This is a genomic window from Pseudomonas sp. DTU_2021_1001937_2_SI_NGA_ILE_001 (assembly GCF_032463525.1).
Taxonomy (GTDB): domain Bacteria; phylum Pseudomonadota; class Gammaproteobacteria; order Pseudomonadales; family Pseudomonadaceae; genus Aquipseudomonas.
Genome location: NZ_CP135971.1, coordinates 1,210,944 through 1,224,639, shown reverse-complemented (window position 1 = coordinate 1,224,639; position 13,696 = coordinate 1,210,944). Strand labels below are relative to the sequence as shown.

Here is a 13,696-nt window from a genome sequence, read left to right as displayed (position 1 = left end):
CGGTCAACGGTAAGTGTTGTCTGACGCCGCAGGAACGGCTTCAGCCGTCCGGCCTGATTGAGGGTCGTGCGGCTGAAAAAGGAAACCCCGCCAAAGGGCGGGGTTCCAGGGTGTCTTCACCAGCGGTGAGGAGGGCCGTAGTAGGCCGGTGGTGGTGGCGGACCGTAGTGACGGTAGTAGACCGGCGCCGGATAGCGTTCCACGACCTCGTATACCGGTGCCGGCTGATAATAGACCGGTGGAGGCGGCGGTGCGTAGTACACGGTGCGCGGCTGGACATAGACCGGCTCGCGCTCGACGTAGACCGTACGGTCGTGGCTGTTGGCCACGGCGGCACCTACCACGGCGGCGCCGACAATCGCTCCCGCTATCGCCGGACCTCCCCAGCCTCGGCCGCCCGCATTGGCTTGAGTCGCCAGAGCGAGGGCACCTACTAACAGGGCGATCTTGGGTAAATGACGAATCATGACGGTAGTTCCTCGGCTTTCGACCCGTTGTCGCACGGCACCAGGCTCTGGTGCTGCCACGGGGTTAATACTAAGACCACGAAAGTGTTCAATCTGCGAAGCCGTAAAGTAAAGTTTGTGTAAGGTCGTGGGACAGGGCGACAAACGGCTGTCTGCTTCGTTCGTCGCTGCCAGTTTACGCCTGCGCCGCAGCTTTAATCCAATACCGTTCGGGAGATTCATATGCCCATTACTGCCAGCAGGGACACCGTGCTCTGTATGTCCCTCGCCGCTCGCCCGGGCAACTTCGGGGTGCGTTTTCACAACTTCCTGTACCGCGAACTGCAACTTGACTATTACTACAAGGCCTTCGCCCCCACTGACTTGCCTGGCGCCGTGGCCGGCATGCGCGCATTGGGTATCCGGGGCTGTGGTGTGTCCATGCCGTTCAAGGAAGCCTGCATCGAACTGGTCGATGAACTGGACGCGTCGGCGGCGGCCATCGACTCGATCAACACCATCGTCAATACCGCTGGTCATCTCAAGGCCTACAACACCGATTACCTCGCTGTGGCGCAGTTGCTCGACAGCCATGCGGTGCCGCGTACGCCCTTCGCCTTGCGTGGCAGTGGCGGTATGGCCAAGGCCGTGGCCTGCGCCATGCGTGATGCCGGCTTCGACGAGGGTCTGATCGTCGCCCGCAATGAGCGCGCTGGCCGGCAGCTGGCCGAGACCTGCGGCCTGCGCTGGCAGCCGACGCTGGGCGATGAGCGCCCGCCGTTGCTGGTGAATGTCACGCCCTTGGGGATGGCTGGGGACTGTGCCGACGAACTGGCCTTCGAGATGCAGGCCATCGAGGCGGCCGATACGCTTTTTGACGTGGTCGCCACGCCAGCGTTGACGCCACTGATCCAGGCAGGCCAGCGACTGGGCAAGCGCCTGATCACGGGTGACCAGGTGGCGGCCATTCAGGCGCTGGAGCAGTTCGTTCTGTACACCGGCGTGCGTCCGAGTGACGAGCAGTACCAGCGGGCGGCAGCGTTCGCTCGCGGCTGAATTCAGCCTTCCAGGTGTGCCAGGCGTTCTTCGAGCGCCGCAATGCGCGCCTCTAGCTCATCGAGGCGGTCGCTGCTGGCTGAGGCAGAGCGTTCCGGGGCGCTCTGCCGCTGACTGAGCAGTTCCTGCAGGTCTTCTTCGCTGCCCAGGCTGTGCATGTAGCGGTCTTCACGCTGGCCGCCCTGGCGCGGCAGGAGAATCGCCAGGCCACGGGCGATCAGGCGTTCGAGTTGGTGGACGACCTGACCGGCATCGTCGAAGTCGTGCATGCGCTGGCTGCGGGTCAGCAGTTCGTTAACGGTCTGCGGGCCGCGCAACAACAGCAGGCCGGTGAGGATCAGTTGGGCCGGCACCAATTCCAGGTGCCGATCGACGCGGTGCTCCCAGCGGTCGGCGCGGCTACCCATGACCAGGCGCGCCAGCCCTAGGTTTTCGAGGCTGCGCAGCGCCTGCCCGACCTGCGCCTGGGTCAGGTTCATCACCGGCTCGCGGCTGGTCTTCTGATTACAGGCCAGCATCAGAGCGTTGAGCGTAAGAGGGTAGTGTTCCGGGCTGGTGGCCTGCTTTTCGATCAGGCTGCCGAGAATCCTGACTTGGACGGCGTCCAACTGCAGGGCTTCGGTGGTTTCGGCTGGGGTGGATGGCGTGGACATGGGCGCTTCCTGAACAGTGGCAGGCTGCCAGTTTATTGCAAAGGCGCAGTCGTGTGCAGTTTGGAAAGGGGGCTGAAAGGGCTGCGCCATAAGGGGGCTGCAGATGAGTCTCGCGCAGAGGTCGCGTGAATGAGGCGAAATGACCTGTTACAGGGTGTTGGGCTCAAGTGGGGCGGCGATTTGGCGCGATGGGATCGCCCCCCCCTTGTTGTCGGACTCAGCGAGTCAGGGTATCAGTCGCGTTCAAAGCGCCATTTGTCATTGACCAGGTTTTTGCCTTCAATGTGCATCGTGCCGTTGAAGGTCATGCCAGTGAAAATCACATTGTCGCCGCTGACCTCGTAAGTGCCGCTGGCGCCTGTTTCGAAGGAGAACTTTTCCTTGCCCAGGGTCAGCTTGACGCCCTTCACCGGGCCGGAAGCGACGGTGTAGGTGCCCTCGACGGATTTGCCGCAGGCGGCCAGAAGCAGGGAGGTCAGGAGAACGGCGGAAATTTTCAGGCGGGAAGCGACTTTCATCGTGCTTTAGTTCCTTTTAGTAAGTAAGTTGCAAATTGTAACAGAGTGGACAGCGAGTAGAGGCGCTTCGCAAGGTACGAGGGCCGACCCGACCGCAGGTACCCTGATTCATCGTTCCTTGCCGGGCGCTTGTTCCCGACGTCTGTGTTAAGGGTGTTCTTGGATGCCGAGCGCGTCGATGCGTGGCTGTCATACCGACAGCATCGCCCAGCCGCATGTTCCACCTGCCGTTCTTCGCCGGGCTGCGTGCCTGGCGTTTCACCTGACGCCCTCAACCGGGTGGCGTCTGTATCTGGAGTTTTTCCATGTTGCCCGTCTACCTGTTGTCGGCCGCCGGTTTCACGGTGGTGACCACGGAGTTCGTCATCGTTGGGCTCTTGCCGGCCCTGGCCAGGGACCTTGAGGTGTCGATTTCCCAGGCCGGTCTGCTAGTCACCCTGTTCGCCTTCACCGTTGCAGCGCTCGGCCCGCTGTTGACCGCCTACTTTTCCCGTTTCGAACGCAAGCGGTTGTTCATCGGTATGCTGCTGGTGTTCGGGGTGTCCAACCTGCTCGCGTCCTTGGCCCCCAGTTATGGGGTCATGGCCCTGGCACGGCTGCTGCCGGCCTTGGCCTTGCCGGTGTTCTGGTCGCTGGCCAGCGAAACGGTCGTTAACCTGGCCGGCCCGGACCAGGCCGGACGCGCTGTGGCGCGATTCGGCGTAGGCATCATCCTGGCCATGGTGTTCGGCATTCCGGTCGGTACGCTGATCAGCGATGCCTTCGGCTGGCGCGCAGCGTTCGCGGTAGTGGGCGCGCTGGCGCTGCTCAAGGCCTGCTCATTGGTGATCTGGCTGCCTGCCAGTCAGCCTTTTGCGCCCGCCTCGATGCGCAGGCAGCTCGGGCTGTTGCGCAGTCCGCGACTGCTGGGGCACGTGTTGTTGTCGGTGCTGGTATTCAGCGGCATGTTCACGGCGTACACCTACCTGGCCGACATCCTCGAACGCTTGGCGGGTTTCGATGGTGCGTTGGTGGGGTGGTGCCTGATGGGTTTCGGTGCGGTGGGCCTGTTGGGCAACGCCTGGGGTGGGCGGATGGTCGACAGGCACCCGTTGCTGGCCAGCCTGTTCTTCTGCGTGCTGCTGGCCACCGGTGTGCTGGCGGTGGTGCCCAGCATCGGTTCGCTACCGGCACTGGCGGCGACGCTGACCCTGTGGGGCATCACTCAGGCTGCGCTGTTTCTCGTCTGCCACGTACGGCTGATGAAGGCCGCGCCCCAGGCGCCGGCCTTTGCCGCTTCGCTGAATGTGGCAGGTGGTAATCTGGGCATCGGCCTGGGGGCGCTGATCGGTGGTCGGGTCATCGACAACCTGGGGCTGGCCAGCGTCGGCATGGTGGCGGCGCTGATCATCGGCCTGTCGGTGCTGCTTGCCCTGGCCATGCTCAAAGACGCCGGGCGCCTGCCGGCGTGACGCCAGGTCAGTCGCTGAACAGCTTGCTGCGCGCCGCCTCGGTGATCGCGACCACGCCGGGGTGGCTGACCTTGCGCTCCACGGTGATGGCGTAGAACGACTCGCTTACCGCATCGGTCTGGCCGATCAGCCGTACGCCGTATTGCGCCTGCACTTCGCTGGCAATCACGCTGGGCGCCACGAATACGCCGCTGCCGGAGCGGCCGAAGGCTTGCATCAGCGCGCTGTCGTCGAACTCGCCGATGATTCGCGGCCTGAGTTTGTGTTCCGCGAACCAGCGCATCAACCGCCCGCGTACCACCGTGTCCTGGCCGGGGATCAGCAGGGGAGCGTTGTCCAGGTTCGCCGGGAAGTCGCCGGCAAGGCGTTGCTCGACCGCTTCGGTGGCGAAGAAGCTCACCCCGCATTCACCCAGTTTCTGACTGTGCCCACGGATGTCCAGGTGCGGTGGCATGGGACTGTCGGAAACCACCATGTCCAGGCGCTGGATGGCCAGGTCGGCCAGCAGCCTTTCCAGCTTGTCTTCGCGGCAGGTGATGCGGATCGGCTCGTTCAACTGCATGGTGGGGGCGATCAGGCGGTAGACGATGGACTTGGGCACCACATCGGCCACGCCGATGCGAAACAGCGTGTGCTGCTCGCCCGGCTGCGAGCGCAGCAGGCTTTCCAGTTCATGGCCCAGCTGGAACATCTGTTCGGCGTAGGGCAGGGCCAGGCGTCCGGCTTCGGTCAGCTCCAGCTGGCGGCCAACGCGCTGGAAAAGGTCCACGCCCAGGCTGTCTTCCAGCAGGCTGATCTGCCCGCTGATGGTCTGTGCGGTGAGGTTCAACTGCTCGCAGGCGCGCACGATGCTGCCGGTGCGGGCGACCACCCAGAAGTAGTGCAGCTGACGATAATTGAGCATGACGATCATCACTTCGTAAAAACCGAAGTATATAACTTGTAAATACGAATTTTCCGGATGTTTCAAGCTGACTAGAATCGCCTCAACGCCGCGGCACTCATCCATCGCCCGGCAGCAGAGATCGAGGACGTCATGAAAAGCGCTCTATACATAGCACTGTTGGCAGGCTCGCTGGTCGTAGTCAGTGGTTGTGATCAGGTCGAGTCGTCCGGCAAGCAGTTGCTCGACACGGCGGCCGAGTCGGCCAGGCAGGCCGTCGACGATACGCACAAGGCGGCTACCAAGGCCCTGGAAGATGCCCGTCAGGAGCTGTCGGTGCTTGAGCCGGCAGACAAGCCCGAGCCGAAGGCCGAGCAGGCCGGCAAGGACAGCTGATTCACCCACTTGAACACACGCAGGATATAAGTCATGGAATACCTGTTGGAACTTGCAACAAGTCCCGCGGCCTGGGTGGCGCTGGCAACACTGGTGGTCATGGAAGTCGTGCTTGGCATCGATAACCTGATCTTCATTTCGATCCTCACCAACAAGCTTCCCGAGCATCAGCGCGCCAAGGCGCGTCGGCTGGGCATCGGCATGGCACTGTTCATGCGTCTGGGCCTGCTCAGCACCGTGGCGTGGATCGTCCAGCTCACCGAGCCGATACTGGAAGTGTTCGGTCAGATGTTCTCCTGGAAGGACATGATCCTCATCGCCGGTGGCCTGTTCCTGGTCTGGAAGGCGACCACCGAGATCCACCACAGCATGGAACACAGCGCCGAGAAGGAGGCATCGGTGGGTGGCAAGGTCACTCTGAACATGGGCGCGGCCATTACACAGATCCTCATGCTTGATCTGGTGTTCTCCATCGACAGCATCATCACGGCGGTGGGCATGACCGAACACTTGCCGATCATGATCATTGCCGTGGTCAGTGCCGTGGTGGTCATGCTGGTGGCTGCCGACCCGTTGGCCAAGTTCATCCATGACAACCCTACGGTGGTGATGCTGGCCCTGGGGTTCCTGATCATGATCGGCATGACGCTGATTGCCGAGGGCTTCGGAGCCCATGTGCCCAAGGGCTACGTGTACGCCGCCATGAGCTTCTCGGCGCTGATCGAACTGCTCAACATGATGGCCCGCCGTGCCAGGCGCAAGCGAGGTGAGGCAGCCTGAGCCTGAGGCTGTCGAGGCCGAGGCGGAAAAAGAAACGGTCGGTTCCGTGACCGGAACCGACCGTTTTACCTACAGGGGGCTGGATAAGGATCAGTGAGCCGTCACAGGCCGTTGCGCGTGCGGTCTTGCAGGTTGTGGGCGAACCTGCTGCGCCTGGCGGTTGGACTGTTGATGGCGGCGAGCGATGCGCAACACGCCCCACAGCATGGCGCAGGCCACGGCCAGCCAGGCGGCGATCAACATCACGATGGTCATTTCCAGGCTCATAGAAAGTGCCTCCACGGTTGCTGCAATCTGTTGCAGTCCTGATAAATGACAGTCTAGCCCGCCCGGTGTTTCGTCAATTTGACCAGCGGCCCCTGGCTTCGAATCTTTTGATCTATGCGGGGCAGGGGACTGCACTGTCAGTGCTATACCGGGGCCGACAGGCGCTCTATGATCGGCGCCTGTACCTGGCCGACGGGTGTCGGGTGTCGTCAAGCAAGTGAGGGAACATGCAGTCGGTTGTCATTTCATCGCGTTCGGCCCTGAAGATGCTCGCTATCCTGGCGTTGGCGGCGGTTGCCGGGTGTTCATCGCCGCACCGCCTGGCGGCGATCCCGCCCGATCCTCAAGGCCTGCCGGACCGGGTCGAGCTCAAGGCCGTACCGGTGTTTCGTGGCAATGTCTTCCAGAGCGGCCCCGCGTCACTGGCCAGCATGCTTGGCAGTCAGCAGGTGGCGACCACGCCCGGGCTGCTGGAAAAGAACCTGCAGCTGCCGCAGGCCGAACACCAGCTGGAGCAGAACCTACAAAGGGTTGCCCGGGAATATGGTTTCCTGGTCTACCCGCTGGGCGACGACTTCCATGACCTGATGACCCAAGTGGCAGCTGGCTACCCGGTGCTGGTCCGTTTCGACGCCGGACCCTTGCTGTTCAGTAAGCCTCGCTATGGCGTGCTGCTCGGTTATGACCGCTTTCGCGATACGGTGGTGCTGCAGTCGGGCATGAGCGCGCGGCAGTCGATGAGCTTCTCCAGCTTCACCTCGGCCTGGAAAAGCGCCGGTCATTGGGCGGTGCTGATCCAGAATGCCCGGCAGTTGCCGGCCAAGGTCGATGCGCAGCGCTGGTTGCGGGCCGCCGACGAGCTGGCCAGGGCCGGTCAGGAGCAGGCGGCGGCCGAAGCGCGCAAGACTCTGGCCCGGCAGGCCAATTGATGAGGCAGGGCCCTGGCATCGCACCGCTTGGCTTAAAAAGTTTTCGGTTTTCAGTAAGTTAGCCAAAAAAAGTCGTTGACAGGGTCGCGGATATCCGTAGAATGCGCCCCACAGCAGGCACATAGCTCAGTTGGTTAGAGCACCACCTTGACATGGTGGGGGTCGTTGGTTCGAGTCCAATTGTGCCTACCAGATTCATCAACCTTATGGTTGTGAGAAAGGGGCGATCCGCAAGGGTCGCCCTTTTTGTATGCGCCGTTCAGGCGGCGAGCGTTTCGATGATCCTCTTCCTCTAGCGTTCAAGCGTCCTGCCATTTCGCGGTGTGCGGCTTTTCCCCAGTGGACAGGGCCTAGTGCCAACTGGCAGCCTGATCGACCTGTCGGCTTCGGGTGTGCCTGTGAAACGTGATCTTCACCTCGTCATCGTATTGTTGCTGGTGGTGTGCCTGTCGCTGACCTTCATGACCGGCTGGAAGCTCGTCGCCGCGCGCAAGGCGATCATCAACAACGTCAATGTGAATGGTCTGAACCTGGCGCAGGCGCTAGTCACCTACTCGGAAGGCGTCGTCCGTCAGGGGGCGATGTTGCTCAATGGTGTGGTGGAGCGGGTCGAAACCGAAGGCGCCGGCAGCGGGCCGCTCGAGCGGCTGGACAGGCTGCTGCTTCTACAGCAGCGGGCCATGCCGCAGCTCACCGGCGTCACCTTGCTGGATCACCATGGCAACGAGATCGTTTCGTCGAATGTCGGGCGCCGTCAGCCGGTCAGCGGTGCCGAGCGTGCCTACTTCATCCATCATCGGCAGAATCCTTCGCGGGACATCTTCCTGGGGCCGCCCATTCTCGACCGGTCCGGTCGTGAATGGGTGATGACCATCAGTCGTCGTATCAATGATCCCCAAGGGGCTTTCATGGGTGTGGCAGTGGCGACTCTGGGGGTGAAGAACTTCCTCGATCTGTTCGGCCGAATCGATGTCGGTGAGAAAGGCAGCATTTCGCTGGCGCTCAGCAATGGCCAGCTGCTGGTGCGTTATCCCTTCCGCGACCAGGATGTGGGGCGTGACTTTTCACGCTCGCCGGTGTTCCGGGAATATTTCGAAGACCGCAGGGAAGGAACGGCGGTCTATGCGTCGAGCCTGGACCACATCGAGCGCTTTGCGGCCTTTCGTCGCAGCGATAACCTGCCGCTGATCGTCACCGTCGCCCGTGAAACGAGCGAGGTGTTGCGGGGCTGGCGTCTCGATGCGCTGTGGTCGCTCCTCGTTCTGGCTGCGCTGATTCTGTTTACCATCGCCGTAGGCTGGGCCTTGTGGCGACACACCCGGCAGCGCATAGCCAACGAAGCTCGCCTGCATATCGCCGGCCAGGAACTGTTGAGTACCAACTTGACACTCGAACAGTTGGCGTTGCGCGACCCGCTGACCGGCCTGGCCAACCGGCGTGGCTTCGACGAGGCGCTGCACATGGAGGTGGGGCGTGCCCGGCGAGAGAACGGCTCGTTGGCGCTGCTGTTGGTCGATATCGACTTTTTCAAGCGCTTCAATGACACCCTGGGGCATGTGGCCGGGGACGAGTGCCTGCGCAAGGTGGGAGAGATGATGGGGGCATGCCTGCGTCGGCCCGCCGATCTGGCGGCGCGCTATGGCGGCGAGGAACTGGCGCTGTTGCTGCCCGGCACCTCGCTGGACGGCGCTCGACTCGTTGCCGAGGAGGTGCTCGTGCAGTTGCGCCGGCTCTCGATCACGCATCCGGCCAGCCCTTACGAGCGCGTCACGGCCAGCATCGGCATTGCCTGTTTCAGTGGTGCGCAATTGCAAGATGAGGTGTCGCAGCTTGTCCAGGCGGCAGACCAGGCCTTGTACCGCGCCAAGGCCGGCGGCCGGAATCGTTGCGAGAGCTGGCAGCCGGTGGAGATGCTTGAAGACTGATTGCCGATGGGGGGGCGCCTGGCATGTCGGAACGCTGAGCCCGGCTGGCGGTTTTTCCAGGCACTCGTGAAAAAATCCGCTTTTTCAGTGGCTTAGTGAGAAAAAGTCGTTGACAGGGTTGGGAATCTCCGTAGAATGCCGCCTCACAGCAGGCACGTAGCTCAGTTGGTTAGAGCACCACCTTGACATGGTGGGGGTCGTTGGTTCGAGTCCAATCGTGCCTACCAGACAAATCCGCCCCTGCTGGCGGTAACAAAAAGGGCGACCTCAGGGTCGCCCTTTTTGCATTGCGCTGCATGTCCAGCCTTGGCTGGCTCATTTCCCTCGGCTCAATGACCGCCGACCAGAGAGCGGATGATCCTCCGCGTCGCGCTGGTCGCCTTGAGGTCATCGATCTCCGCTTCCGCCAGCCACTTGCAGGCACTGATCTCGTTCAGTGGGCGAGGCTGGTCATCATCCGGTACTTGGGTGATGAATACATGGTGCAACACCTCGTTGCCGCGGAATTCATTCAGGTAGCGCAACTGCAGGCCTTCCAGTCCGGTTTCCTCGCTCAGTTCGCGCAGGGCGGCCTGTTCCGGTGTTTCTCCGGCTTCGATCTTGCCCCCCGGCAGGTTCCAGCGGGACTTCGGCTTGCGCACATAGAGAATCTGGTTGTCGCGTTTGCAAATGACGGTGGCTCTGACTTTCATCGGTATGGCTGTTCCTGGCCCGCGCTGGGGCGAAATGGCTCCCTTGAGCGGTTTGTCGGCCGGGCTCGGCAAAGGTTCAGATTTATTTGTCGGGGCGTGGCGACAGAGCCCGACGGCTCAGGGCTCTGCTGCAACGCTTAGAAATCCCCCGAGGCGGGCGAGGCCTCGAAAGGCTGGTTCATCCTGCGGTAGGTCTTGTCATCCGTGGCGGCAAGCAGCTTGCGGCCATCCTTGAGCGTGGCCAGAAAAGTGACTTCCTTTTCCTCGCCAGCCAGCATCAGCCCGGCAGCGGCACCTACCGGACCCAGCATCAGGGCTCCGGCCAGGCCCAGTCCGAGGGCGCCTTCGATATTCTTGTTATGCCCTTGGCTGGCGACTTCCATCGACTGGATGTCGCTGCGCCGGAAGCTGATTCCGGGCCAAGGGTGGAGCGGGGTGATCAGCGTCAGGGTATCGGCCCGATAATCCCCGTCACCCTGAAGAAAATCCCCCGCTAAAACATTGATCTTAGCCATGTTCATTTCTCCATCGTTGCAAACGAGCGACCATTGCGCGCCCGGGGTTCGGGGCTGTCAATCGCCAGCGGACGATCAGGGTGAGCGTTCATCGGCCAGTTGTCGAAAACCTGCGGTGATCATGTCGGCAAGCGGCGAGTGTTGCGCTTGAGTGGCAGATTGATGACTGGCTCAGGGGTGAGCCACAGGGCGGTGGGTGAGGTGCGCGGCATGAACGGCCGGATAGAGAGCGAGGAAGTCATTTCCACTATGTGCGCCAGGCGTGCCGTCGCATAGAATAGGCCGCTTTCCTATGAGCCACGGCGATGCGGAGACAGGCTGATGGATGGGATGCCCTCATGAATGTGCCTCATACCGTTTCGTCGCTAAAGAAAATGCACGCGTCCTCTGCCGACCGTGAAGCGGTGGCTGCCGCCATTGGTTGTCTGCTGGATGCCTTGCGCCTCGCACAGCCCAAGGCTCGCTGGGCAGCCTATGCCGCCGGCGAGCACAAGCGCCTGCTGGGCTGCGATGCACACCCGCTGGACTGGCCAACCTGTATTTCCGGTGCGGAGTTCGAATCCTTCTGCCGTGCCTATGATTTGCGTCGCCTGACCGCCGGGCGAGGCGAGCAGGTACTGGGTTGGTTGGTCGCGCCGCAGGCACAGGCCTGCGAGCCTTGGCTCGAAGACACCGCGCTGCGTCTGGGCTCGCTGCTGCAGGAGTCCGCACTGGTGCGCGCCCAGGCGACCCAACGGGTGCTTTACGAAATCAGCCACCTGGCCAGTTCTTCCCGGGACAGCGGTAGCTTCATCGCGGGTGTCCATCACCAGTTGGGCACGCTGATGGATGCCGAGAACTTCTATCTGGCCTTGTACGACAGCCAGCAGCAACGCATCAGCTACCCTTACTATGCCGATACCATTGATCGCGAGGTTCCCGGCCCAGACAGTTTCGAGGACTTCAACCCGCAGCGGCGCTCGCTGACCGGCCATGTGCTAGCCACTGGTGCGCCATTGTTCGTCGATGCTGCCGGTATCGAGCGGGCGGAGGCGCAAGGGCGCTTCTGGTGTGCCGGTGCCCGACCGGCCTTCTGGATGGGCGCGCCGTTGCGCAACGCGGCTGACGATGTGTTCGGCATGCTGGGGATGCAGATCTATGATGTCCGCCGGGCCTACAGTGCCGAAGACCGTGCGCTGTTCCAGGCGGTGGCCCGGCATGTCGCCATGGCCCTTGACCGTCTGTTGCAGCGCACCGACCTGCAGCAGACGGTGCTGTTGCGCACCCAGCAGCTCTCGGCCGCCAACGATGCCTTGCGCCAGGAGATCAGCGACCGCGAACGTGCCGAGCACCTGCAGAGCGCGCTGTTCAAGATTGCCGAGCTGTCCAGCCAGCAAGGCGACATGGATGCGCTGTTCCACAGCCTGCACCTGATCGTTGGCGAACTGCTGGAAGCGCACAACTTCTACATCGCCCTGCACGACAGTCGCACCGGCGAGGTCACCTTTCCCTATTACGTGGACGAGCGGGCACCGCGTCCGCATTCCAGGCGCGGGCAGCGCGGTTTCACCGAATATGTGATCCGCCAGCGTCGTGCCTGCCTGATCGACCGCGAACAGGCGCTGCTGCTCGAAGACCTGGGGGAGATCGAGCGGCAGAAAGAGGCGCAGCGCTCCTGGTCCTGGCTGGGCGTTCCGTTGTACGAGGGCGATGACGTGCGCGGCATTCTCGTGGTGCAGAGCTACGCGCGAGAAGTCAGCTACAGCCAGCGCGACCTCGAACTTCTGACCTTCGTGTCGCGGCATGTCGACACCGCATTGTCGCGGCGCAGCGCGGCCGAAGCCGTGCAGGCGGCCAACCTGCAGCTGGAGGCGCGTGTTCAGGACCGCACCCGTGAGCTGGACGTCGCCAACGCCAAGCTGCAATACGAGAACAGCCATGATGCCCTTACCGGGCTGGCCAACCGCAGCCACCTGCAACAGCGCCTGCAAGGCGCCTGGCAGACGTTCTGCGAGCAGGCCCGTCCGTTGCTGGTGATGTTCATCGACCTGGATCGTTTCAAGCTGGTCAACGACAGTCTGGGCCACCATTGCGGTGACAACCTGCTGGTCCAGGCCACCGAGCGGCTGCTTGGCTGCATGCGTGGCTCCGACCTGTTGGCGCGGCTGGGTGGCGATGAGTTCGCCGTGCTGGCCCATGGCGCGTCACTGGACATCGGCGTGCGGATCGCCGAGCGGATCATCGAGGCATTCGACCAGCCGTTCGACATCGATGGTCATACGGTGTTTTCCTCGTGCAGCATCGGCATCGTGGGCGCCGACCGGCAGTTCCACGTCGAGCCGGCAGATCTGCTGCGCGACGCCGACATCGCCATGTACCGCGCCAAGAATGCCGGGCGTGACAACTTCGCGGTGTTCAACCAGCAACTGCGCAGCGAGGTATCCGACCAGATCGAGCAGGAGGGTGCCTTGCGCAATGCGCTCAAGCGCACCGATGAGCTGCTGCCGTATTTCCAGCCCATCGTCTGTGTCGAGACGGGCAGGCTGCTGGCGTTCGAAGCGCTGATCCGCTGGCGGCAGCCTGATGGTCGGCTGGTGACCCCAGGGGCCTTCCTGCCGGCCCTGGAAGGCTTGCGGCTGATCGGGCGCCTGGATCTGTACATGCTGCAGCAGGTCATCACCATCCTGGCTCAGCCGGAAAACGCGCACTGGCCGCCGGTGCACGTCAATTGTTCCGCCTACAGCATCACCCGGCCGGAATTCGCGCAAGAGGTGCTGGCGCTGCTGGCCGAGCAGGGCGTCGCCGCTTCGCGCATTTGCCTGGAACTCACCGAAGGGGCTTTGGTGGCAGAGCCGGAGCGCGCCCGACAGACGATGAAAAAGCTGGCTGAAAGCGGTATCTCCGTGATGCTGGATGACTTCGGTGCGGGTTTTTCGTCGCTCAGCTACGTGCATCAATACCATTTCAGCGGCCTGAAGATCGACAAGTCGTTCATTCTCGAGCTGAGCAGTTCGTCGCGCAGCCGCGCCATCGTGCGAGCCATCGTGCGCATGGCCGAATCCCTTGGGCTGACAGTGGTGGCCGAGGGGGTCGAAGACCCGCAGACGCTGGAGTGGCTGCGACAGATCGGTGCCGGGCAGGCCCAGGGCTATTATTTTTCCCGGCCGTTGCCCCAGGACCTGTTGGTGTCCTGGGCCTTCGACTGA

The 13,696-nt window shown here is 62.6% G+C and carries 14 protein-coding genes and 2 tRNA genes; 9 read left to right on the top strand and 7 right to left on the bottom strand.

What is annotated here, in order from left to right; all coding sequences use genetic code 11:
• Positions 1–116: 116 nt before the first annotated feature.
• Entirely contained in the window at positions 117–467 is a 351-nt protein-coding gene (locus RRX38_RS04780) for a hypothetical protein (RefSeq protein ID WP_295472964.1), read from the bottom strand.
• Between the two features lie 222 nt (positions 468–689).
• Between RRX38_RS04780 and RRX38_RS04775 the strand changes: the two genes are divergently transcribed.
• Entirely contained in the window at positions 690–1,502 is an 813-nt protein-coding gene (locus tag RRX38_RS04775) for a shikimate 5-dehydrogenase (RefSeq protein ID WP_315961748.1), read from the top strand.
• 2 nt (positions 1,503–1,504) lie between these two features.
• Here the strand turns inward: RRX38_RS04775 and RRX38_RS04770 are convergent, their stop codons facing one another.
• The gene (locus RRX38_RS04770; protein ID WP_315961747.1) at positions 1,505–2,155 is read right to left on the bottom strand and encodes a YceH family protein; all 651 of its coding nucleotides are present in this window, start codon (positions 2,153–2,155) and stop codon (positions 1,505–1,507) included.
• A 233-nt stretch (positions 2,156–2,388) separates the two neighbouring features.
• The gene (locus tag RRX38_RS04765) at positions 2,389–2,673 is read right to left on the bottom strand and encodes a hypothetical protein (RefSeq protein ID WP_295472968.1); all 285 of its coding nucleotides are present in this window, start codon (positions 2,671–2,673) and stop codon (positions 2,389–2,391) included.
• A gap of 305 nt (positions 2,674–2,978) precedes the next feature.
• Between RRX38_RS04765 and RRX38_RS04760 the strand changes: the two genes are divergently transcribed.
• On the top strand, positions 2,979–4,124 hold the full coding sequence (locus tag RRX38_RS04760) for an MFS transporter (RefSeq protein WP_315961746.1): 1,146 nt from the start codon (positions 2,979–2,981) through the stop codon (positions 4,122–4,124).
• 7 nt (positions 4,125–4,131) lie between these two features.
• Here the strand turns inward: RRX38_RS04760 and nhaR are convergent, their stop codons facing one another.
• Positions 4,132–5,028, bottom strand: coding sequence for a transcriptional activator NhaR (gene nhaR / locus RRX38_RS04755; protein ID WP_315961745.1), 897 nt, complete (start codon positions 5,026–5,028; stop codon positions 4,132–4,134).
• 132 nt (positions 5,029–5,160) lie between these two features.
• Here nhaR and RRX38_RS04750 point away from each other — a divergent pair, with 132 nt between their 5' ends.
• Positions 5,161–5,403 (top strand): hypothetical protein, encoded by a 243-nt coding sequence (locus RRX38_RS04750; RefSeq protein ID WP_295472974.1) that lies wholly within the window; start codon positions 5,161–5,163, stop codon positions 5,401–5,403.
• Between the two features lie 33 nt (positions 5,404–5,436).
• The gene (locus tag RRX38_RS04745; RefSeq protein WP_315961744.1) at positions 5,437–6,183 is read left to right on the top strand and encodes a TerC family protein; all 747 of its coding nucleotides are present in this window, start codon (positions 5,437–5,439) and stop codon (positions 6,181–6,183) included.
• Between the two features lie 90 nt (positions 6,184–6,273).
• On the opposite strand, the gene RRX38_RS04740 is transcribed toward RRX38_RS04745, so the two are convergent.
• On the bottom strand, positions 6,274–6,450 hold the full coding sequence (locus tag RRX38_RS04740; RefSeq protein ID WP_315961743.1) for a hypothetical protein: 177 nt from the start codon (positions 6,448–6,450) through the stop codon (positions 6,274–6,276).
• 227 nt (positions 6,451–6,677) lie between these two features.
• On the opposite strand from RRX38_RS04740, the gene RRX38_RS04735 reads away from it, so the two are divergent.
• The 4 genes from RRX38_RS04735 (at position 6,678) to RRX38_RS04720 (ending at position 9,531) form a co-directional block, all read left to right on the top strand.
• Complete coding sequence (locus RRX38_RS04735) at positions 6,678–7,379, top strand: peptidase C39 family protein (protein WP_315961742.1); 702 nt, start codon at positions 6,678–6,680, stop codon at positions 7,377–7,379.
• A gap of 115 nt (positions 7,380–7,494) precedes the next feature.
• Positions 7,495–7,571 (top strand) — tRNA-Val (locus RRX38_RS04730).
• Between the two features lie 269 nt (positions 7,572–7,840).
• Positions 7,841–9,304: a diguanylate cyclase gene (locus RRX38_RS04725; RefSeq protein ID WP_315961741.1), complete on the top strand. Its 1,464-nt coding sequence runs from the start codon at positions 7,841–7,843 to the stop codon at positions 9,302–9,304.
• Positions 9,305–9,454: 150 nt separating this feature from the next.
• Positions 9,455–9,531 (top strand) — tRNA-Val (locus RRX38_RS04720).
• A gap of 102 nt (positions 9,532–9,633) precedes the next feature.
• Here the strand turns inward: RRX38_RS04720 and RRX38_RS04715 are convergent.
• A complete protein-coding gene (locus tag RRX38_RS04715) occupies positions 9,634–9,996 on the bottom strand; it encodes an NUDIX hydrolase (protein WP_315961740.1) in 363 nt (120 codons plus the stop codon).
• Positions 9,997–10,133: 137 nt separating this feature from the next.
• The gene (locus tag RRX38_RS04710; RefSeq protein ID WP_295473015.1) at positions 10,134–10,511 is read right to left on the bottom strand and encodes a hypothetical protein; all 378 of its coding nucleotides are present in this window, start codon (positions 10,509–10,511) and stop codon (positions 10,134–10,136) included.
• Between the two features lie 338 nt (positions 10,512–10,849).
• Between RRX38_RS04710 and RRX38_RS04705 the strand changes: the two genes are divergently transcribed.
• Positions 10,850–13,696 carry an EAL domain-containing protein gene (locus RRX38_RS04705; RefSeq protein ID WP_315961739.1) on the top strand — a complete coding sequence of 949 codons (2,847 nt, stop codon included), beginning with the start codon at positions 10,850–10,852 and terminating at the stop codon, positions 13,694–13,696.

Coding starts and splice junctions, on each gene's coding strand:
- RRX38_RS04725 (WP_315961741.1), top strand. CDS start 7,841: ATGACCGGCTGGAAGCTCGTCGCCGCGCGCAAGGCGATCATCAACAAC.
- RRX38_RS04715 (WP_315961740.1), bottom strand. CDS start 9,996: ATGAAAGTCAGAGCCACCGTCATTTGCAAACGCGACAACCAGATTCTC.
- RRX38_RS04765 (WP_295472968.1), bottom strand. CDS start 2,673: ATGAAAGTCGCTTCCCGCCTGAAAATTTCCGCCGTTCTCCTGACCTCC.
- RRX38_RS04760 (WP_315961746.1), top strand. CDS start 2,979: ATGTTGCCCGTCTACCTGTTGTCGGCCGCCGGTTTCACGGTGGTGACC.
- RRX38_RS04770 (WP_315961747.1), bottom strand. CDS start 2,155: ATGTCCACGCCATCCACCCCAGCCGAAACCACCGAAGCCCTGCAGTTG.
- RRX38_RS04780 (WP_295472964.1), bottom strand. CDS start 467: ATGATTCGTCATTTACCCAAGATCGCCCTGTTAGTAGGTGCCCTCGCT.
- RRX38_RS04705 (WP_315961739.1), top strand. CDS start 10,850: ATGAATGTGCCTCATACCGTTTCGTCGCTAAAGAAAATGCACGCGTCC.
- RRX38_RS04745 (WP_315961744.1), top strand. CDS start 5,437: ATGGAATACCTGTTGGAACTTGCAACAAGTCCCGCGGCCTGGGTGGCG.
- RRX38_RS04740 (WP_315961743.1), bottom strand. CDS start 6,450: ATGAGCCTGGAAATGACCATCGTGATGTTGATCGCCGCCTGGCTGGCC.
- RRX38_RS04710 (WP_295473015.1), bottom strand. CDS start 10,511: ATGGCTAAGATCAATGTTTTAGCGGGGGATTTTCTTCAGGGTGACGGG.
- nhaR (WP_315961745.1), bottom strand. CDS start 5,028: ATGCTCAATTATCGTCAGCTGCACTACTTCTGGGTGGTCGCCCGCACC.
- RRX38_RS04750 (WP_295472974.1), top strand. CDS start 5,161: ATGAAAAGCGCTCTATACATAGCACTGTTGGCAGGCTCGCTGGTCGTA.
- RRX38_RS04775 (WP_315961748.1), top strand. CDS start 690: ATGCCCATTACTGCCAGCAGGGACACCGTGCTCTGTATGTCCCTCGCC.
- RRX38_RS04735 (WP_315961742.1), top strand. CDS start 6,678: ATGCAGTCGGTTGTCATTTCATCGCGTTCGGCCCTGAAGATGCTCGCT.